This window comes from Gordonia alkanivorans, from assembly GCF_004011905.1.
Classification (GTDB): domain Bacteria; phylum Actinomycetota; class Actinomycetes; order Mycobacteriales; family Mycobacteriaceae; genus Gordonia; species Gordonia alkanivorans.
On sequence record NZ_CP027114.1, the window covers coordinates 2,583,893 to 2,602,326 of the forward strand.

Sequence of the window (18,434 nt, forward strand, 5' to 3'; positions counted from 1 at the left end):
GTCAGAAATATCCTTCGCGCTTGCGGTCTTCCATGGCGGCCTCGGAGACCCGGTCGTCGCCACGGGTGGCGCCGCGCTCGGTCAGCCGCGACGCGGCCACCTCGTCGAGCACGGCCTCGTTGTCGGCGGCTTCGGAGAGCACCGCGCCGGTCGACGAGCCGTCGCCGACGGTGCGGTAGCGCACCGAGAGACGCTGCAGCTCTTCACCTTCGCGCGGTCCGCCCCAGACGCCGGGGGTCATCCACATGCCGTCCCGCAGGAAGACGTCACGTTCGTGGGCGTAGTAGATCGAGGGGAGCAGAACCTGCTCGCGGGCGATGTAGCGCCAGATGTCGAGCTCGGTCCAGTTCGACAGCGGGAACACACGCACGTGCTCACCCGGGGCGTGACGGCCGTTGTAGAGGTTCCACAGCTCGGGACGCTGACGCTTCGGGTCCCACTGGCCGAAGGCGTTGCGCAGCGAGAAGATCCGCTCCTTGGCGCGCGAGCGCTCCTCGTCGCGGCGACCGCCGCCGAAGACCGCGTCGAAGCGGTTCTCGGTGATGGCATCGAGCAGCGGGATGGTCTGCAGCGGGTTGCGGACGCCGTCGGGGCGCTCGGTGAGCCGGCCGTCGGCGAGGTAATCCTCGACCTTGGCGACGTGCAGGCGCAGGTTGTGACGGTCGACGACGTCGTCGCGGAACTCGAGGACCTCGGGCAGGTTGTGCCCGGTGTCGACGTGCAGCAGCGAGAACGGCAGCGGCGCAGGCCAGAACGCTTTCAGTGCGACGTGGAGGAGGACGGTCGAATCCTTGCCGCCGGAGAAGAGGATCACGGGGCGCTCGAATTCGCCTGCCACCTCACGGAAGACGTGGATGGCCTCGGATTCGAGGGCGTCGAGGGTGGTGAAGTCGTCGGCCTCGGCGGAGACGGTGGTATCGCGGATTGGTTCGGTGACGGTCATGCGTGGAGCCCACATTCTGTCTTGGCGCGACCGGCCCAGCGGCCACTGCGCGGATCGGATCCGGGTTCGGGTTTGGCGGTGCACGGTGCACAGCCGATGGAGGGGTAGCCTTCGTCGACCAACGGGTTGACGAGCACGCCGTTGGAGTCGATGTAGTCCTGCATCGTCTCGTCGGACCACGCTGCGATCGGGTTGATCTTGACCAGCCCGAAGCCCTCGTCGAACGAGATGAGCGGCGCGTTGGCCCGGGTCGGCGCCTCCACGCGGCGGATGCCGGTGATCCAGGCGTCGTAACCGGCAAGGCCCGCCTTGAGCGGCACCACCTTGCGCATCCGGCAGCATTCGCCGGGATCGCGCGCGAAGAGGTTGCGGCCCAACAGTTCATCCTGTTCGGCGACGGTGTGCTCGGGGTTGAGGTTGACCATCCGAACCCCATACACCTGTTCGACGGCGTCACGGGTGCCGATGGTCTCGGCGAAGTGATATCCCGTGTCGAGGAACAAGACCTTGACCGGCTCCCCGTCGAGCAGGTCGCGGTCGATGTTCTTCACCGCGAGATCGACGAGGGCGGCGTCCTGCATGTTCGACGCGACGACGAAGTTGGTGCCGAAGGTCTCCGCGGTCCACCGGATCAGTTCCTCCGGGGTGGCGTCGGGACCGAGGTCGGCCGCGCCCTTCGCCGCGATCGCCCGGAGTTCGTCTTCGCTGTGGCGGCGGCCGGTGGCCGGTGCCGGGGTGCTGATGGTCATCGGAGAGCCTCCTCGTCGGCGCGAACGGCCCACTGCGCGAACCGTTCACCCTCTTCGCGCTGGTCCACGAAGTTGCGGACCACGCGCTCGATGTAGTCGCCGAGCTCGGTGCCGAGCACCTTGTGCTGGCGCAGCTTGCGACCGAAACCGGAGTCCAGGCCGAGGCTGCCGCCCAGGTGGACCTGGAAGCCGTCGGTCTGGTTGCCGTCGGCGTCCTCGACGAGCTGTCCCTTGAACCCGATGTCGGCGATCTGCGACCGTCCGCAGGAGTTGGGGCAGCCGTTGATGTTCACGGTGATCGGCACGTCGAGCTTCGAGTTGATGTCGGCGAGCCGCTCGTCGAGTTCCGGCGCGAGAACCTGTGAACGCTTGCGGGTCTCGGTGAACGAGAGCTTGCAGAACTCGATACCGCTGCACGCCAGCAGGTTCCGGCGCCACTGCGTCGGCCGGCCGTGCAGGCCGAGCGGCTTGAGCTCGTCGATGAGCCACTCGACCTTGTCGTCGGGGACGTCGAGGACGATCAGCTTCTGGTACGGGGTGAAGCGCACGCGGTCGGAACCGACGGCGGCGACGGCCTCGGCGGTCTTGGTCAGGATCGTGCCCGACACGCGACCGGCGATGGGGGAGAAGCCGATCGCGTTGAGTCCGTTGCGCAGCTTCTGCACACCGATGTGGTCGATCGGGCGTTCGGGCTGCACCGGAGCCGGGCCGTCGATCAGCTTGCGGCCGAGGTACTCGTCCTCGAGGACCTGACGGAACTTCTCGATGCCCCAGTCCTTGATGAGGAACTTCAGGCGTGCCTTGGCGCGGAGGCGGCGATATCCGTAGTCGCGGAAGATCGAGACCACGGCCTCCCACACGTCGGGCACCTCGTCGAGCGGGACCCAGGCGCCGACGCGCTGGGCGAGCATCGGGTTGGTGGACAGGCCTCCGCCGACCCAGAGATCGAGGCCCGGGCCGTGTTCGGGGTGGACGACGCCGACGAAGGCGACATCGTTGATCTCGTGGACCACGTCCTGCTGGCCGGAGATCGCGGTCTTGAACTTGCGCGGCAGGTTCGAGTACTTCGGGTCGCCGATGTAGCGGCGGACGATCTCGTCGATGGCCGGGGTGGGGTCGAGGACCTCGTCGAAGGATTCACCGGCGAGCGGCGAACCCAGCACGACGCGGGGGCAGTCGCCGCAGGCCTCGGTGGTCTTGAGGCCGACGCCTTCGAGGCGCTCCCAGATCGTCGGGACGTCCTCGATGCGGATCCAGTGGTACTGGACGTTCTCGCGGTCGGAGAGGTCGGCGGTGTCGCGGGCGAACTCGGTGGAGAGTTCGCCGAGCGTGCGCAGCTGCGCGACGTTGAGTGCGCCGGCGTCGCAACGCACGCGCATCATGAAGTGCTTGTCTTCGAGGATGTCGATGTTCTCGTCGCCGGTCCAGGTGCCGTCGTAACCCTCGGCGCGCTGGGTGTAGAGGCCCCACCAGCGCATCCGACCGCGCAGGTCCTGCTTGTCGATCGAGTCGAAGCCCTGCTTGGAGTAGATGTTCTCGATGCGGGCGCGGACGTTGAGGGGGTTGTCGTCCTTCTTGACCTGCTCGTTGGGGTTCAGCGGCTCGCGGTAGCCGAGCTTCCACTGACCTTCGGCGCGGCGCTTGGCCGGGCGTGCCTTGCGTGCGGGACGAGCGCGCTTCTCGGTGCCGGCCTCTCCTGCAGCAGCGGGGTTGACGGCATCAGGCTGTGAGTCCGTGCTGGGGACAGCAGCAGGGGCGTCGGTTGTGGACGTCATGAAATCTCCTGTGCCGGCGCACAGGGCCGGCGTTCATTGCACGAAAAGTGGGCTGAAACGTGCCGGCATCCCTGGGATGCAGGGATCAATCGGGGCCGAGACGTCGCTAGATGCGACAGAAAGCGCTGTTGACGCGCTTGAGATCAATGTGGCGGCGCGCTGCGAGCCACACCCCTGGGAAAATCACGAGGTCCATAGTGCCACGATCTCCATCGCCTCGTCTACTTGGGGTTATTTTCCATCATGATGATGGAAACGCCTCTGCGCCGGCGCGACCGAAGGTCTCACCTCGAGTCGGTCGAGGAAACGCGTCGTGGTTGTTCCCGGCCTGAGCCGCGGCGTTGTCCGCCCCGGTCGATCCGGCGATTTCGGTGCTGACGTCGAGGTCGTCATGATGGAACGGTGAAGGTCGACATCGAAGCAGCCACCCCCGGGCTCACCGCGCAGCTCATCGACGGGGCGTGCCGAGACGTCGACCCCGACGTGCCGTTCGGCCTGTACCTGCACGTCCCGTTCTGCGCGACCCGCTGTGGCTACTGCGACTTCAACACCTACACCGCGGGGGAGCTCGGCTCGACGTCGTCGCCGGAGTCCTGGCAGGAGGCGGTCGCCGCGGAACTGGAGTCGGCGGCACGGCTGCTGGCGCCGACCCGGAAGGTGTCGACGATCTTCGTCGGCGGCGGTACGCCGTCTCTCCTCGGCGCCGACGGACTCACCCGGCTGCTCGACGCGGTGCGCGCCAACTTCGACCTCGCCCCCGACGCCGAGGTCACCACCGAGTCGAACCCGGAGTCGACGTCGCCGGCGTTCTTCGAGCAGCTGCGCGGGGCCGGGTTCACCCGCATCTCGCTCGGCATGCAGTCCGCCGCCCAGCACGTGCTCAAGGTCCTCGACCGGGTGCACACGCCGGGACGCGCGGTCGCCGCGGCGCAGGAGGCCCGGGCGGCCGGCTTCGACCACGTCAACCTCGACCTCATCTACGGCACCCCCGGCGAGACGGACGCCGACCTGCACACCACCCTCGACGCCGTGCTGTCCGCGGGCGTCGACCACGTGTCGGCGTACGCGCTGATCGTCGAGGACGGCACCGCGCTGGCGCGTCGAATCCGGCGCGGCGAGATGCCCGCACCCGACGACGACGTGCTCGCCGACCGCTACAAGATCCTCGATGATCGGTTGGGTGCCAACGGTTTCGGCTGGTACGAGGTGTCGAACTGGGCGCTCGACGACGCTGGTGCGTGCCGCCACAATCTCGCCTACTGGAACAGCTCGGACTGGTGGGGGATCGGCCCGGGCGCGCACTCGCACGTCAACGGGGTGCGCTGGTGGAACGTGAAGCATCCGGCGCGCTATGCGCAGACGCTCGGAGAAGGCGTGTTGCCCGCGGCGTCGTCGGAACAGCTCACCGCCGAGGACCGCCACATGGAGGCGGTCATGCTCACCACCCGACTCCGGACCGGACTGCCGAACGACCTTCTCGACGACGCCGAACGTGCGAACGCCGAAAAGCTCTGCGCCGACGGCCTGCTCGGCTCGACGGGTGATGCCTACGTCCTCACCGACGCCGGCCGGCTTCTCGCCGACGGTGTGATCCGCCGCGTGCTCTGGGGCTGAGCCGCGGTTTACCAGGGCCGCTCGGGGCGCGACGGGCTCGTCCAGCCGGTCGACCGGGCGCCTCGACGATGAGCCCCACCACCGCCAGGGGTTTCGGGCGCGCCACGCGGCGGACGGACCGGTTCGGGCGGGACGTCGACGATGCGGGGACGGGCCGGGATCTCGGCGGTGTCGTCGAGCTGCTCCTCGAGGGGGCGCGCACCCTCGGAGAGGTCGAGGGCGTCGAGATCGAGGGTGCGGGCGTGGATGATGTTGCGGTTCCGCAGCGCCGAGCGCACCGCGCGGTGGAGTCCGTCCTCCAGGTAGAGGTCGCCCTCCCAGCGGACGACGTGCGCGAAGAGGTCGCCGTAGAACGTCGAGTCCTCGCTGAGCAGCTTGTCCAGGGCCAGCACCTTGGTGAGCGTGATCAGCTGGTCGAGTCGCAGCTGTCGCGGTGGGATCTTGGCCCAGCCCCGCGTCGACAGCTTGTGGTCGGGATAGGGCCTGCCCTCCCGCACCCCCTTGAAGATCATGTGACTCCGCGCCGGTTTCGTAGTATGGACGTACCCAAGTATGGGACGTACCCAACTCTATGGCCCAACCCCATGGACCGGGACTCGGATCAGGAGGTGTACCGCGTGTCCACAACGGATGACCGTCGATTCGAGATCCTCCGCGCGATCGTGACCGACTACGTCGAATCGCAGGAGCCCATCGGATCGAAGGCACTCGTCGAACGGCATCAGCTCGGGGTGTCGAGTGCGACCGTCCGCAACGACATGGCGGTACTCGAGGCCGAGGGGTACATCACCCAGCCGCACACCAGCTCGGGTCGAGTCCCCACGGACAAGGGCTACCGGATGTTCGTGGACCGCATCAGCGAGATCAAGCCGCTCTCGTCGGCGGAACGTCGCGCCATCCTGTCGGTGCTCGACTCCGGCGTCGACCTCGACGACGTGCTGCGACGCTCGGTGAAGCTGCTGGCCCAGCTGACCCGCCAGGTGGCCGTCATCCAGTACCCGGTGCTGTCGGCGGCCCGTGTCCGGCATCTCGAGGTCGTCTCGCTCTCCCGGTCGCGGTTGCTGCTCGTCGTGATCGTCGACAACGGCCGTGTCGAACAGCGGATGGTCGCGCTGAACGAGGACCACGACGAAGAGGACATCAGTCGTCTGCGTGACATGTTCTCCGCGGCGCTGCACGGCAAACGGCTCGCCGAGGCGTCGGCGGCGGTGGCCGAGCTCGCCAACTCGGCACCCGACGACATCCGGGGTGCGGTCCTCAGCATCGCCACCGTTCTCGTCGAGACCCTCGTCGAACGCGGCGACGACCGGTTGGTGCTCGGCGGCACCTCCAACCTGGCGCGGTCGGCGAGCGACTTCACGCCGGTCGTCGGCGGCATGGACACCGTCCTCGAAGCGCTCGAGGAGCAGGTCGTCGTGCTCAAGATCCTCGCCACGACACAGGACATGGGCCAGGTCACAGTGCAGATCGGAGAGGAGACGCAGACCGAGAACCTGCGTGGGACCTCGGTGGTGTCCACAGGGTACGGTGCATCGGGAACCGTGTTCGGCGGCGTCGGTGTGCTCGGCCCCACACGGATGGACTATCCGGGAACCATCGCGTCGGTCGCAGCCGTTGCCAAATACATCGGTGAGGTGCTCGCCGAACGATGACCGCCGCCCCGGCGACGGACGTCAGGTGAGGGCCCCAACCGGTCGACGGCAGAATCGAGTGGTTCCACTGCGTACCGCGCGGACGTGCGTCCACACCGATGGCGCGCACCGCGTGGGCACCAACTGAGACCGAAGGATCACTACAACCGTGGCACGTGACTATTACGCAATCCTGGGTGTGGCGAAGGGTGCCAGTGACCAGGAGCTCAAGCGCGCCTACCGCAAGAAGGCACGCGAACTGCATCCCGACGTCAACCCGGGCATGGAGGACGAGTTCAAGGAGGTCAGCACCGCGTACGAGGTGCTGACCGATCCGGAGAAGCGCCGCATCGTCGACGCCGGTGGCGACCCCCTCGCGGGTGCGGGTGCCGGCGGGTTCGGCGGATTCGGCGGCGGGGGCGGCGGATTCGGCGACGTCTTCGAGGCCTTCTTCGGCAACGGCGGCGCCTTCGGCGGTGGCGGCGGTTTCGGGTCGGGACGCGGTCCCCGCTCGCGCGTCCAGCCGGGTGAGCCCGCGCTCGTCAACCTCAAGCTCGATCTCGCCGAGTGCGCCCAGGGCGTCAACAAGGAGATCACCGTCGACACCGCGATCCTGTGCGACGCGTGCACCGGGTCGGGAACCAACGGCGACAGCAAGCCGGTCGCCTGCGACACCTGCCACGGTGCCGGCGAGATCCAGTCGGTGCAGCGCTCGTTCCTCGGTCAGGTCATGACCGTCCGCGAGTGCCCGACCTGTCACGGCGTCGGCGAGGTCATTCCCGATCCCTGCCACAAGTGCGGCGGCGACGGTCGCGTGCGTTCGCGTCGCACCATGACCGTCCGCATCCCGGCCGGCATCGAGAGCGGCATGCGCGTCCGGCTCAGCGGCCAGGGCGAGGTCGGCCCCGGCGGCGGTCCGGCCGGCGACCTCTACGTCGAGGTCACCGAGCGGCCGCACGAGGTCTTCCTGCGCGACAAGGACGACCTGCACTGCACCCTGAAGGTCCCGATGGTCGACGCCGCGCTCGGTGCCGAGTTCGACGTCGAGACCATTCTCGGCGACCCCGTCACCGTGACGATCGCGCCGGGGACGCAGCCCGGCCAGGTGGTCAAGCTGCGCGGTCAGGGTATGCCGCACGTCAGCTCGGGTGTCCGCGGAAATCTGCACGTGCACCTCGACGTGGTCGTCCCGACCAAGCTCGACAGCGCCCAGACCGACGCGCTCAAGAAGCTCAAGAAGGTGGCGCAGGACGAGATCGAGGTGGTCAACACGTCGGCCGCGGCCGCCCCGGGCGGGCTCTTCTCACGACTGCGCAACGCGTTCGCAGGCAAGTGAGCCCACCGCTTTTCTGGGCGGGCTCCGTCCCTGCCCCGGGTGCCGACCTCATCCTCAGCGGGCCGGAGGGCCGGCATGCGGTGACGGTCGCGCGCCTCGGGGTGGGGGAGCGCATCCTCGTCGGCGACGGCGCGGGATCGGTGGCCGGATGCGAGATCCGGGAGATCACCGGCAAGGACACCCTCGTCGCGTCGGTGCGTGAGTTCTCCTTCCAGGCGCGTCCCGCCCCGCAGGTGACCCTTGTGCAGGCCTTGCCGAAGTCCGAACGGTCTGAGCTGGCCGTCGATCTCGCGACCGAGGCCGGCATCGACGTGATCGTGCCCTGGCAGGCGATGCGCTGTGTCGCACGGTGGACGGGCAAGGCGGACAAGGGCGTTGCCAAGTGGCGGGCCGCGGCGTCGGCTGCCGCCAAGCAGAGCCGCCGACCCTGGATTCCCGAGGTCACCGACCTCGCCACCACCATCGACGTCCGCGCGCGGTGCGCCGACGCGGTCGCCGCCGGCGGTGTGGTCGCCGTGCTGCATGAGGAGGCCGCGCGGCCCCTCGCCGAACTGCCGCTCGCCGATGCGAGCGAGATCGTGCTCGTCGTCGGTCCCGAAGGCGGACTCGACGACGCCGAGGTCGCCGACCTGACCGCGCTCGGTGCCCATTCGGTGGTGCTCGGCCCGGAGGTGCTGCGTACCTCGACGGCGGCCGCGGTCGCGCTGGGTGCGATCGGTGTGCTGACCGGACGGTGGTCGCGATGAGTACCGTCCGACGCTGCGCCGTACGACGCACCAAGATCGAATACGGCACCGAGCCTTCACAATTCGGCCACCTATACCTCCCGCGTGACGGCCTCGACCCCGCGACGCCGGCCCGGGTGGTCGTGCTCGTCCACGGCGGCTCGTGGTCGGTGGAGTACGGTTCGACGATCCAGACCGCGGTCGCCCGCACGATGGCCGAACGCGGTGCGGTCGTGTGGAACATCGAGTACCGCCGCGTCGGGGAACCGGGCGGCGGCTGGCCGAACACCGGGCGCGACGTGGTCGAGGCGATCCGGGCCCTCGACGGCTCGGTGCGCGATGCGCTGCAAGAACAGGACGTCGACCTCCGCGCGATCGATTTCTCCTCGGTCGGCGTCGTCGGGCACTCGGCCGGCGGACAGCTCGCGGTGTGGGCCGTCGGCAAGCTCGGCGCGCGTACCGCATCGACCACCGTCACCACCGTCGTCGCCCAGGCAGCGGTCCTCGACACCGTGTCCGCGGCGGACAAGCAGTCCGTGCGTGACCTGATGGGCCGGCCGTACAGTGAGTCACCTCGTCGCTACGAAGAAGCGTCGCCCATGCTTGCGCCGGTCTTCGACGCGCACGTGGTCGCGATCACCGGTGACGAGGACGACCTCGTCCCCGACGTCGTCAGCCGCCGCTACGTCGACGATGCGATCTCCCGCGGACAGTCGGCCGAACTGATCGTAGTACCCGGTGAAGGTCATGAGGCGTTCGTCGACCCGCGCACCGGTTGTGCGCGGCAGACGATCCGGGTGCTGGGGATCTAGGGATATGGCTTGCCGTCGGAGCGGGCATGGTCACTTGGCATGACCGACCAGTCCACACCGGTACCCGAATGGGCGAGGAATCGCGTCCACACCCGGCGGACGTATGTGGCCTTGGCCCTCTTCGGAGCCCTCGGACTGTTCTGGCTGTGGCACCTGGCGCGATCGCTGGCTGACAGTCGCTTTGTGGACGGGGCGTTCTATATGTGCGCGTCGGCGACTTGCGCTGCGGTGCTCTGGGCGTCTGTGCTCGTCTTGAAGAACCGTGCCCGGTCCATCGCGGCGCCAGGGACGGCTGATTCGGTTCCGGGTGGGGTTCGGTTCTCGACATCGCGTGGACTTCGCGTGGCCTACCGCATGGCTATGACTTTCATCGCCATCTCGTCCGGCTTGTTCGCCGTCGGTACCTGGCTTGGACAGTTCGACTTCTCGATGAGCTCTGGGCAGAAGTTGATCTTGCCCCTGGCCGCTGCCGCGGTTGCCAGCTACGCGGTTGGTGCGCTGACTTGGTTCGCGGCGGGGTTTCTGCGGTATCCCGGCGTTGAGGTTTCCCCAGATGGTCTGTCAACCAACGGGTTTCGGCTGAAACAGACGGTCACGTGGGATGATGTCGCGGACATCATTCCTCTTGCAGACGGGAAGAACCCGGAGATCGATGTTGTCCTGAAGGATCGTGCACGGGCCGGCGTCGACATTTTCTACCGGGGTCCATTTGCGCCGGCGTATCTGCAGGCTCAACGTTCTGTGCGCATCACCGCCGATCTCTTCGCCAGTGGAGCCCTACCCCTGCTGGACTTCCTGGACTACTACGCCTCCAGTCCCGACGATCGTGCCGAGCTGGCCGACGGTCGGGCTCTGCGTCGGTTGGCGTCGATGGGGCAACCGGCAGCGGACCGCTGAGACGGTCCCGAAATATTGCCTGCTGATCGGCTGTTGCATAGCGATACACTGACCACACAACTGCACGTTTCCTTCAGTGAATCCCCACTGTGGGGTGACGGACCCGTGCAGTCCACAACCGCAGACCCCAGGAGTGATTTCATACGTGAGTGACGACAACCCCGACCCGAGCGGGCAATCCAGCCGTACGCAGCCGCGCCGGTCTGGGGTCACATCCAACGTCGAAGTCTCTCCCGGAGTGGTGTTCGGGCTGCTCGGCGCCAGTGACGTCAACCTTCGGACGCTAGAGCAGCTGCTGCCCGCCGACATCCACGTGCGCGGCAACCAGGTGACGCTGACCGGCGAGCCCGCCGATGTCGCCGCCTCCGAGCGCGTCATCGCCGAACTCACCGACCTCGTCGGACGTGGCACCCCGCTCACCCCGGACCTCGTCCGGCACAGCGTGTCGATGCTCTCCGAAGGCAGCCAGGAGTCGCCCGCCGAGGTGCTGTCGCTGGACATCCTGTCGCGCCGCGGCAAGACGATCCGGCCCAAGACGCTGAACCAGAAGCACTACGTCGACGCCATCGACAACCACACCATCGTGTTCGGTCTGGGCCCGGCCGGCACCGGCAAGACCTACCTCGCGATGGCCAAGGCCGTGCAGGCGCTGCAGTCGAAGTCGGTCAACCGCATCATCCTCACGCGTCCCGCCGTCGAGGCCGGTGAACGTCTCGGCTTCCTGCCGGGCACCCTGAGCGAGAAGATCGACCCGTATCTGCGACCGCTCTACGACGCCTTGCACGACATGATGGACCCCGAGGCGATCCCGAAGCTCATGGCTGCCGGGGTCATCGAGGTCGCTCCGCTGGCCTACATGCGAGGCCGCACCCTCAACGACGCCTTCATCATCCTCGACGAGGCGCAGAACACGACGAGCGAGCAGATGAAGATGTTCCTGACGCGCCTGGGCTTCGGCTCCAAGGTGGTCGTCACCGGTGACGTGACCCAGGTGGACCTGCCGGGCGGCGCGAAGAGTGGCCTGATGGCGGCGACCGCGATCCTCGAGGGCATCGACGACATCCATTTCTCCCGTCTCACCAGCCAGGACGTGGTCCGGCACCGTCTGGTCGCCGATATCGTCGACGCCTACGGGCGCGCGGAGGAATCCCAGCGGGCCGGTGAACGCATCGACACCGCGATCGGCGGCAACCGCGCGGCGCGTCGTGCGGCTTCTCAAGGGCGTCGCTCATGAGCATCGAACTGGCCAACGAGTCCGGGGTCGAGGTCCCGGCCGAGCTGATCATCGACGCCGCGCGGTTCGCGGTGAACGCGATGGACGTGAACCCCGGCGCGCTGCTGTCGGTCCTCTGCGTCGACGAGGACACCATGGCCGACATGCACGTGCAGTGGATGGATCTGCCCGGACCCACCGATGTGATGAGCTTCCCGATGGACGAGCTCGTCCCGGGCGGCCGTCCCGACGCCACCGATCTCGGTCCGGCGATCCTCGGCGACATCGTGCTGTGTCCCGAGTTCGCCCGGAAGCAGGCTCGCGAAGCGCGGCGCTCCTTCGAGCACGAACTCGCAATGCTCACCATCCACGGCGTGCTCCATCTCCTCGGCTACGACCACGCCGAGCCCGAGGAAGAGCGCGAGATGTTCGGGCTGCAGAACGAGATCCTCGACGCCTTCTACGCCGACCGGCATCGTCGCGCGCAGGATCAGCGCCAGACCGACCGTGATTCGCGGCTGTTGTCCAACATCGGATTCACCGGAACCGAAGCGGGGTCCGGGGACGCGGCGACGACCGGACGGTCCGAGGAGGACTGAGCGTGCCCTCCGACTATTGGTTCATCGTGGCCGCAGTCGTACTGATCGGGCTCGGCGGTTTGTTCGCCGCTGTCGACACCGCGGTCTCGACTGTCTCCAACGCCCGCGTCGACGACATGGTCCGGGAAGGCCGGGCCGGCGCACGCCGCCTCGCGATCATCCTCGACTCCCGCGCCACCTACCTCGGGCTCGTGGTCCTGCTGCGCGTGGCCTGCGAGGCCGCGGCCGCCGCACTGATCGCCGTGTCGGCGACCCGATGGCTCGGCGTCGGTTGGGGTCTCGTCGTGGCGATCACCGCCATGACGGTCATCTCCTATGTCGCCATGGGCGTCGGGCCGCGCACCCTCGGCCGCCAGCACGCGTACACGATCGCGCTGTCGACGTCGTACCTGTTGTCGGCGCTGGGCATCCTGCTCAAGCCGGTGACCCGCCTGCTGATCCTCATCGGTAACGCCCTGACCCCGGGCCGCGGCTTCCGAAACGGCCCGTTCGCCACCGAGATCGAGCTGCGCGAGGTCGTCGACCTCGCCGAGGCGCGGGGTGTGGTGGCCGCCGACGAGCGCCGGATGATCCACTCGGTCTTCGATCTCGGCGACACCAGCGCACGCGAGGTCATGGTGCCGCGGCCGGAGATGGTCTGGATCGAGGCCGACAAGAACGTCCTGCAGGCCACCAATCTCGCGACACGGTCGGGGCATTCGCGTATCCCGGTCATCGGCGAGAACACCGACGACGTGCTGGGCATCGTCTACCTCAAGGACATGGTCCAGCGGACGGTCGCCACGCGGACCGACCCGACCACGCTGCGCGTCTCCGACATCATGCGCGACGCGGAGTTCATCCCGGATTCCAAGCCGCTCGACAAGGTTCTTGCCGACATGCAGCTCACGCGCAACCACATGGCGATCCTCGTCGACGAGTACGGCGGCATCGCCGGGCTGGTGACGATCGAGGACGTCCTCGAGGAGATCGTCGGCGAGATCACCGACGAATACGACACCGACGAACTCGCACCCGTCGAGGATCTCGGCGACGGATCGTACCGTGTGTCGGCGCGCCTTCCTGTCGAGGATCTCGGCGAGCTGTTCGACGTCGAGATCGAGGAGGAAGAGGTCGAGACGGTCGGCGGACTCGTCGCGCTCGAACTCGGCCGGGTCCCGCTGCCCGGGGCCCGGGTCAAGTCGCACGGCCTGCAGCTCGTGGCCGAGGGCGGTCCCAATCGCAAGGGACGCCAACGCATCATCACGGTCCTCGTCACGCGCGTCCCCGGGTCCGGTGCCGACGGCCAGGATTCGCAGCGCCACGAATCCTCCGGTGGTCGAGGGCATTCCGGCCGGCAGGGTCGCCATGACCGCACCGCGGCCCGCGAACACGAGGACGAGGCCCACCGCAACAACCACGAGCAACCGACAGCAAGGATGAATCAGTGACCGAGACCCTCGCCGACGAGGATCAGAAGCTCGTGGTGCTCGCACGCGGAGCACTCGCGCGTGCCGAGGCGCGTTCCGGAGCAGCCGTTCGTGACGGCGACGGCCGCACCTATGCGGGCGCCGAGGTCCGCACCAAGACCCTCACGCTCAGCGGCCTGCAGGTCGCGGTCGCCTCGGCGATCTCGAGTGGGGCCACCGCCTTCGAAGCGGCGGTGCTCGTCAACGGCGACGCCGACGATCCCGGTCTCGCGACCCTGCACGAACTGAGCCCGCAGGCCTACACGTACGTCACCGATGCCGCCGGCCGGCCGCAGCAGCGACTCGGCGGCGCCGATGTCTGAGTCCGCCCCCGAGTTCCGTTCCGGCTTCGTCTGTTTCGTCGGCCGCCCCAACACCGGCAAGTCGACGCTCACCAACGCGTTGGTGGGGGAGAAGATCGCGATCACCTCCAACCGGCCGCAGACCACACGCCACACCATCCGCGGCATCGTCAACCGGCCCGACGCGCAGCTCATCCTAGTCGACACCCCGGGACTGCACCGGCCGCGCACCCTGCTCGGCAAGCGGCTCAACGAGCTGGTCCGCGACACGTACTCCGAGGTCGACGTGATCGGCGTCTGCATCCCGGCCGACGAGGCGATCGGCCCCGGCGACCGCTGGATCATCTCGCAGGTCCGCGAGATGGCTCCGCGCACCACGCTTCTCGGCGTCGTCACCAAGATCGACCGGGTCGGCCCCGAACAGGTCGCCAAACAGCTCATGGCGCTCTCCGAACTCCTCGGCCCCGACGCCGAGGTGGTGCCCGTGTCGGCCAAGTCGGGCAAGCAACTCGACGTCCTGAGCGACCTGCTCGTCAGCCTCATGGAAGAGGGCCCGGCGTTCTATCCCGACGGTGAGCTCACCGACGAACCCGAGCAGGTCCTCATGGCCGAGTTCATCCGCGAGGCCGCGCTCGAGGGCGTCCACGACGAGCTGCCGCATTCGCTCGCCGTGGTGATCGAGGAGGTCATCGACCGCGAGGACCGGCGACCGGACCAGCCACCGATGGTCGACGTCCACGCGGTGCTCTTCGTCGAGCGGGACAGCCAGAAGGGCATCATCATCGGGCGCAAGGGAGCGCGCCTGAAAGAGGTCGGTACAGTTGCGCGCGCACAGATCGAGCGGTTGCTGGGGACCAAGGTCTACCTGGATCTGCACGTGAAGGTCGCGAAGGACTGGCAACGCGACCCCAAGCAGCTCCGCCGACTGGGCTTCTAGACGAGAAGATTGACGGCACCGTCCTCGCGGACAAGGGCCGCGGGGGAGGTACGTCGATGGGAACGCACGAGTCGCAGGAGACCGCCGACACAGTTCGCGGAGCGCACGAGGCGCCGGAGGTCGAGGAACCGACCGGACGGACCATCGCCGGGGTGCTCGGATCGCCCCGGTTCTGGCTCGCTCCGCTGATCCTCGTCGCGGTGCTGTTCTCGCTCATGGCCGCGTTGTACATGTCGGCCGTCGTCGACCCGCAGCGCCACCTCCACGACTTCCCGATCGCCCTCGTCAACGAGGACTCCGGCGGCGAGGTGACCGGCGCCGACGGCAAGGCCACCGAGCAGAACATCGGCGATCAGGTCGCCGACGGCATCATCTCCTCGGCCGCCGACAACGGTATCGTCGTCCGGCGCACCGATCGGTCGACCGCTCTCGGCGAACTGAACAGCGGCAAGGTGTACGGCGTCGTCATCATCGGTTCGAACTTCACCAATCGTGCAGTCGCGCTGGGACGTTCGACGGTGCTCCCGGCGCAGCCGACGCGCCCCGCCATCGACATCTTCATCAACCGCGGGTCCGGCGCCTTCGCGTCGTCGATCACCACGACCTTCGCCGAGCAGGTGACCACGCGGGTCAACGCCGAGGTCGGGCAGCAGCTGACCGCGCAGGTGCGCGATCAGCTCGACCGCAACGACGTCACGTTCACCGGTGCCGCTCAGCTCGCGCTGGCGAGTCCGGTCGCGGTCTCGGTGTCGGAGCCGACGCCGCTGCCGCAGGGCGCCGGAAACGGATTGTCGGCGTTCTACCTCACGCTGCTCCTGGTGCTGGCCGGCTTCACCGGCGCGATGATGGTGAGCATCGTCGTCGACGGCATGCTCGGTCAGACGCCCATCGAGTACGGCCCGTTCTACCAACTCCGCGAACGTCTCGCGATCAGCCGCTGGGCGACGCTCGCCGCCAAGTGGACCATCATGTTCCTCGTCTCGGTGGTGCTCTCGACCCTGTTCATCGCGGTGGGCTCGTGGGTGGGCACGTCACTGCCGAACGCCTTCGTGCTGTGGCTGATCTCGATCCTCGCGATCTTCGCGGTCGGGGTGAGCGCGAGCGCGATGATGGCCGTGTTCGGCAACGCCGGTCTGCTGTTCAACCTCGTCTTCTTCGTCGTGTTCGGCCTCCCGTCATCGGGCGGGACCCTGCCGCTGGAGGCGAGCCCGCGGTTCTTCGAGTGGATCGCCGCGATCGAGCCGATGCACGTCATCTACCTCGGTGTGCGCTCGGTGCTGTACTTCGACGCCGACCTGTCCGCCGGGCTCGCGCGGTCGGTCGTCCAGTGCTTCATCGGCCTGCTCCTCGGCGTGCTGCTGGGTCTGCTCGGCACCAAGTACTACGACCGCAAGGGTTGGTACCGCTACCCGGGTGGCATGACGCTCCCGCCGAAGCTCGACAAGATCGTCAACGCGGGCTGACCGGGTTCTCCGCCCCGCCCCCTTGCGCGGAAACCTGGCACGGTGGATGCATGGGTACGTCGGTGGAGATGTCGATCGCGGAGATGTCGGTCGCTTTGCACGACCTGCGGGACGAGCTCGACCGTGCGGAGGAGCTCGCGGGGCCGCTGATCTCCGCGGTGGCCGAACAGCATCGGCAGAGCGCGCGCAACCTCGTGCACTACGTCACGGTGCGACGGCGGGATCTGCGTCCGCTGCAGTCGTCGATGGCCGCCCACGGGTTGTCGAGTCTCGGCCGGATGGAATCGATCGTCTACTCCTGGATCGAGACGGTCATCGAGACCGTCGACGCCCTCGCCGCAGGCAGACGCAGACACCCGATCTGGGGTGATCTCTCCGACGGGGTACGGGTTCTCGGCGCCAACCGCGACCAGTTGTTGGGCAGCGTGCACCCGGGTGGGGCCGACGACGTGACCGCCGACCGGCCCGGCGACGAGCACGGTAGACGAGCCAGCCGGGTGATGGTCACGATGCCGACCCAGGCCGCCGACGACCCGGGTCTGGTGCGACGCATGGGCGAGGCCGGGATGGATGTGGCACGGGTGAACTGCGCCCACGACGGACCCGCCGAATGGGCGCGGATGATCGAGTCGGTGCGCGGACTCCCCGGGCGCGTGCGTGTCGCGATGGATCTGGCCGGGCCCAAACTCCGCACCGGTCCGCTCGAGCCGGGACCGAAGGTCGTGAAGGTGAAACCCGTCCGAGCCGACGACGGGACCGTCGAACGCCGATCACGGGTGCGGATGAGTACGACCCCGCCCGATCCCGATCACGCCCTGCCCGACGGCATCGACGCGATCATCCCGGTCGACGACCTCGGCGCGGTGTGCCAGGGCAACCGACTCCGGCTTCGCGACGCACGCGGTCGCCGTCGACGCCTGGACGTCGTCGCGGTGTCCGAGGCCGGGATCGACGCCGAATGCGATCGCACCGTCTACTACCGGACCGGGGCGTCGATCACGGGAAAACGGCTCCGCGGAAAGGCTCTCGTCGTCGGGGATTTGCCGGAGAAGCGCCAGCATCTGTTGATCCGCACCGGCGACGAGATCCGACTCCAGCGTGACCTCGCGCCCTCACCCGCGACCAGGGTCGGACCACATCGGATCGGATGCGAACTCGGGAACGCCTTCGACGATGTCGAACCGGGGCACCGGGTGCTGTTCGACGACGGGAAGATCGCCGGACGCGTACGCGAGAGGTTCGACGACGAGATCGTCGTCGACATCGAACGCGCCGGCCCGAAGGGCACCAAACTGCGAGCCGAGAAGGGCGTCAACCTCCCGGACACCACTCTCCACATCCCCGCGCTGACACCGGAGGACCGCGCTGCTCTCGAGTTCGTGGCGACGCACGCGGACATGGTCAACTTCTCGTTCGTCCGGTCGCCGGAGGATGTCGCCGACCTTATCGCCGAACTCGAGCGCCTCGACGCCCGGAACGTCGGGATCGTGCTCAAGGTCGAGACCCGCGCCGCTTTCGAATCGCTGCCGCAGATGCTCTTCGAGGCGATGCGATGGGATGCGGTCGGCGTGATGATCGCGCGAGGGGACCTCGCCGTGGAGGTCGGGTTCGGCCGGCTGGCCGAGGTGCAGGAGGAGATCCTGTGGCTCTGCGAGGCCGCGCACATTCCGGTCATCTGGGCCACGCAGGTTCTCGACGGCCTGGCGAAGAAGGGTGTTCCGTCTCGTGCTGAGGTCACCGACGCCGCGATGAGCCGCCGTGCTGAGGGGGTCATGTTGAACAAAGGTCCGTACATCGTCGAGGCCATCGAGGCGCTCACCTCGATCCTCGACCGGATGGGCGGCCACGTCGAGAAGAAACGGTCGCTGCTGCGTCCGCTCACCTCGTTCGACATCAGCCCGCGCTGACCCACTGCTGCTCGAGTAGACCCGAGCTTGCGAAGGGCGTATCGGAAGGGCATGTCGGGGTCGGCGGTGTCGGTGGACGGTGG

The 18,434-nt window shown here is 68.0% G+C and carries 17 protein-coding genes; 13 read left to right on the forward strand and 4 right to left on the reverse strand.

The window, feature by feature from the left end:
* Position 1 precedes the first annotated feature (1 nt).
* The 3 genes from cysD to C5O27_RS11675 are packed head-to-tail and all read right to left on the reverse strand — an operon-like array spanning position 2 to position 3,467.
* Positions 2–958 (reverse strand): sulfate adenylyltransferase subunit CysD, encoded by a 957-nt coding sequence (cysD, locus tag C5O27_RS11665; RefSeq protein ID WP_372512896.1) that lies wholly within the window; start codon positions 956–958, stop codon positions 2–4.
* Positions 940–1,692: a phosphoadenylyl-sulfate reductase gene (locus tag C5O27_RS11670; protein ID WP_035751308.1), complete on the reverse strand. Its 753-nt coding sequence runs from the start codon at positions 1,690–1,692 to the stop codon at positions 940–942. The genes cysD and C5O27_RS11670 overlap by 19 nt, the downstream gene beginning before the upstream one ends.
* On the reverse strand, positions 1,689–3,467 hold the full coding sequence (locus C5O27_RS11675; RefSeq protein ID WP_127962762.1) for a nitrite/sulfite reductase: 1,779 nt from the start codon (positions 3,465–3,467) through the stop codon (positions 1,689–1,691). Before C5O27_RS11675 ends, C5O27_RS11670 begins: the two co-directional genes overlap by 4 nt.
* Positions 3,468–3,869: 402 nt before the next feature.
* Between C5O27_RS11675 and hemW the strand changes: the two genes are divergently transcribed.
* A complete protein-coding gene (gene hemW, locus C5O27_RS11680; protein WP_127962763.1) occupies positions 3,870–5,081 on the forward strand; it encodes a radical SAM family heme chaperone HemW in 1,212 nt (403 codons plus the stop codon).
* A gap of 8 nt (positions 5,082–5,089) precedes the next feature.
* On the opposite strand, the gene C5O27_RS11685 is transcribed toward hemW, so the two are convergent.
* Positions 5,090–5,593 carry a type II toxin-antitoxin system VapB family antitoxin gene (locus C5O27_RS11685; protein ID WP_006359136.1) on the reverse strand — a complete coding sequence of 168 codons (504 nt, stop codon included), beginning with the start codon at positions 5,591–5,593 and terminating at the stop codon, positions 5,090–5,092.
* Positions 5,594–5,698: 105 nt separating this feature from the next.
* On the opposite strand from C5O27_RS11685, the gene hrcA reads away from it, so the two are divergent.
* From hrcA to C5O27_RS11745, 12 genes are all read left to right on the forward strand, one after another.
* On the forward strand, positions 5,699–6,733 hold the full coding sequence (gene hrcA, locus C5O27_RS11690) for a heat-inducible transcriptional repressor HrcA (protein ID WP_006359135.1): 1,035 nt from the start codon (positions 5,699–5,701) through the stop codon (positions 6,731–6,733).
* Positions 6,734–6,881: 148 nt separating this feature from the next.
* A complete protein-coding gene (gene dnaJ / locus C5O27_RS11695) occupies positions 6,882–8,048 on the forward strand; it encodes a molecular chaperone DnaJ (RefSeq protein ID WP_127962764.1) in 1,167 nt (388 codons plus the stop codon).
* Complete coding sequence (locus tag C5O27_RS11700) at positions 8,045–8,794, forward strand: 16S rRNA (uracil(1498)-N(3))-methyltransferase (protein ID WP_127962765.1); 750 nt, start codon at positions 8,045–8,047, stop codon at positions 8,792–8,794. Before dnaJ ends, C5O27_RS11700 begins: the two co-directional genes overlap by 4 nt.
* On the forward strand, positions 8,791–9,585 hold the full coding sequence (locus C5O27_RS11705; RefSeq protein ID WP_127962766.1) for an alpha/beta hydrolase family protein: 795 nt from the start codon (positions 8,791–8,793) through the stop codon (positions 9,583–9,585). Before C5O27_RS11700 ends, C5O27_RS11705 begins: the two co-directional genes overlap by 4 nt.
* A 39-nt stretch (positions 9,586–9,624) precedes the next feature.
* On the forward strand, positions 9,625–10,482 hold the full coding sequence (locus tag C5O27_RS22985) for a hypothetical protein (protein ID WP_244216502.1): 858 nt from the start codon (positions 9,625–9,627) through the stop codon (positions 10,480–10,482).
* Positions 10,483–10,627: 145 nt separating this feature from the next.
* Positions 10,628–11,716, forward strand: coding sequence for a PhoH family protein (locus C5O27_RS11715; RefSeq protein ID WP_164905315.1), 1,089 nt, complete (start codon positions 10,628–10,630; stop codon positions 11,714–11,716).
* On the forward strand, positions 11,713–12,294 hold the full coding sequence (gene ybeY / locus C5O27_RS11720; protein WP_127962767.1) for an rRNA maturation RNase YbeY: 582 nt from the start codon (positions 11,713–11,715) through the stop codon (positions 12,292–12,294). Before C5O27_RS11715 ends, ybeY begins: the two co-directional genes overlap by 4 nt.
* A gap of 2 nt (positions 12,295–12,296) precedes the next feature.
* A complete protein-coding gene (locus C5O27_RS11725; protein WP_127962768.1) occupies positions 12,297–13,724 on the forward strand; it encodes a hemolysin family protein in 1,428 nt (475 codons plus the stop codon).
* Entirely contained in the window at positions 13,721–14,065 is a 345-nt protein-coding gene (locus tag C5O27_RS11730; protein WP_035751312.1) for a cytidine/deoxycytidylate deaminase family protein, read from the forward strand. The genes C5O27_RS11725 and C5O27_RS11730 overlap by 4 nt, the downstream gene beginning before the upstream one ends.
* Positions 14,058–14,981, forward strand: coding sequence for a GTPase Era (gene era, locus C5O27_RS11735; protein ID WP_006356725.1), 924 nt, complete (start codon positions 14,058–14,060; stop codon positions 14,979–14,981). Before C5O27_RS11730 ends, era begins: the two co-directional genes overlap by 8 nt.
* Before the next feature lie 56 nt (positions 14,982–15,037).
* Positions 15,038–16,444, forward strand: a complete 1,407-nt coding sequence (locus tag C5O27_RS11740; protein ID WP_127962769.1) for a YhgE/Pip domain-containing protein — start codon at positions 15,038–15,040, stop codon at positions 16,442–16,444.
* Between the two features lie 50 nt (positions 16,445–16,494).
* Positions 16,495–18,351 (forward strand): pyruvate kinase, encoded by a 1,857-nt coding sequence (locus tag C5O27_RS11745; protein WP_127962770.1) that lies wholly within the window; start codon positions 16,495–16,497, stop codon positions 18,349–18,351.
* The last annotated feature ends 83 nt before the right edge of the window (positions 18,352–18,434 follow it).

Bases quoted from the DNA above. Each gene is read 5' to 3' on its own strand.
- C5O27_RS11705 (WP_127962766.1), top strand. From the start codon at position 8,791: ATGAGTACCGTCCGACGCTGCGCCGTACGACGCACCAAGATCGAATAC.
- C5O27_RS11685 (WP_006359136.1), bottom strand. From the start codon at position 5,593: ATGATCTTCAAGGGGGTGCGGGAGGGCAGGCCCTATCCCGACCACAAG.
- ybeY (WP_127962767.1), top strand. From the start codon at position 11,713: ATGAGCATCGAACTGGCCAACGAGTCCGGGGTCGAGGTCCCGGCCGAG.
- C5O27_RS11675 (WP_127962762.1), bottom strand. From the start codon at position 3,467: ATGACGTCCACAACCGACGCCCCTGCTGCTGTCCCCAGCACGGACTCA.
- C5O27_RS11740 (WP_127962769.1), top strand. From the start codon at position 15,038: ATGGGAACGCACGAGTCGCAGGAGACCGCCGACACAGTTCGCGGAGCG.
- cysD (WP_372512896.1), bottom strand. From the start codon at position 958: ATGTGGGCTCCACGCATGACCGTCACCGAACCAATCCGCGATACCACC.
- C5O27_RS22985 (WP_244216502.1), top strand. From the start codon at position 9,625: ATGACCGACCAGTCCACACCGGTACCCGAATGGGCGAGGAATCGCGTC.
- era (WP_006356725.1), top strand. From the start codon at position 14,058: ATGTCTGAGTCCGCCCCCGAGTTCCGTTCCGGCTTCGTCTGTTTCGTC.
- C5O27_RS11745 (WP_127962770.1), top strand. From the start codon at position 16,495: ATGGGTACGTCGGTGGAGATGTCGATCGCGGAGATGTCGGTCGCTTTG.
- C5O27_RS11670 (WP_035751308.1), bottom strand. From the start codon at position 1,692: ATGACCATCAGCACCCCGGCACCGGCCACCGGCCGCCGCCACAGCGAA.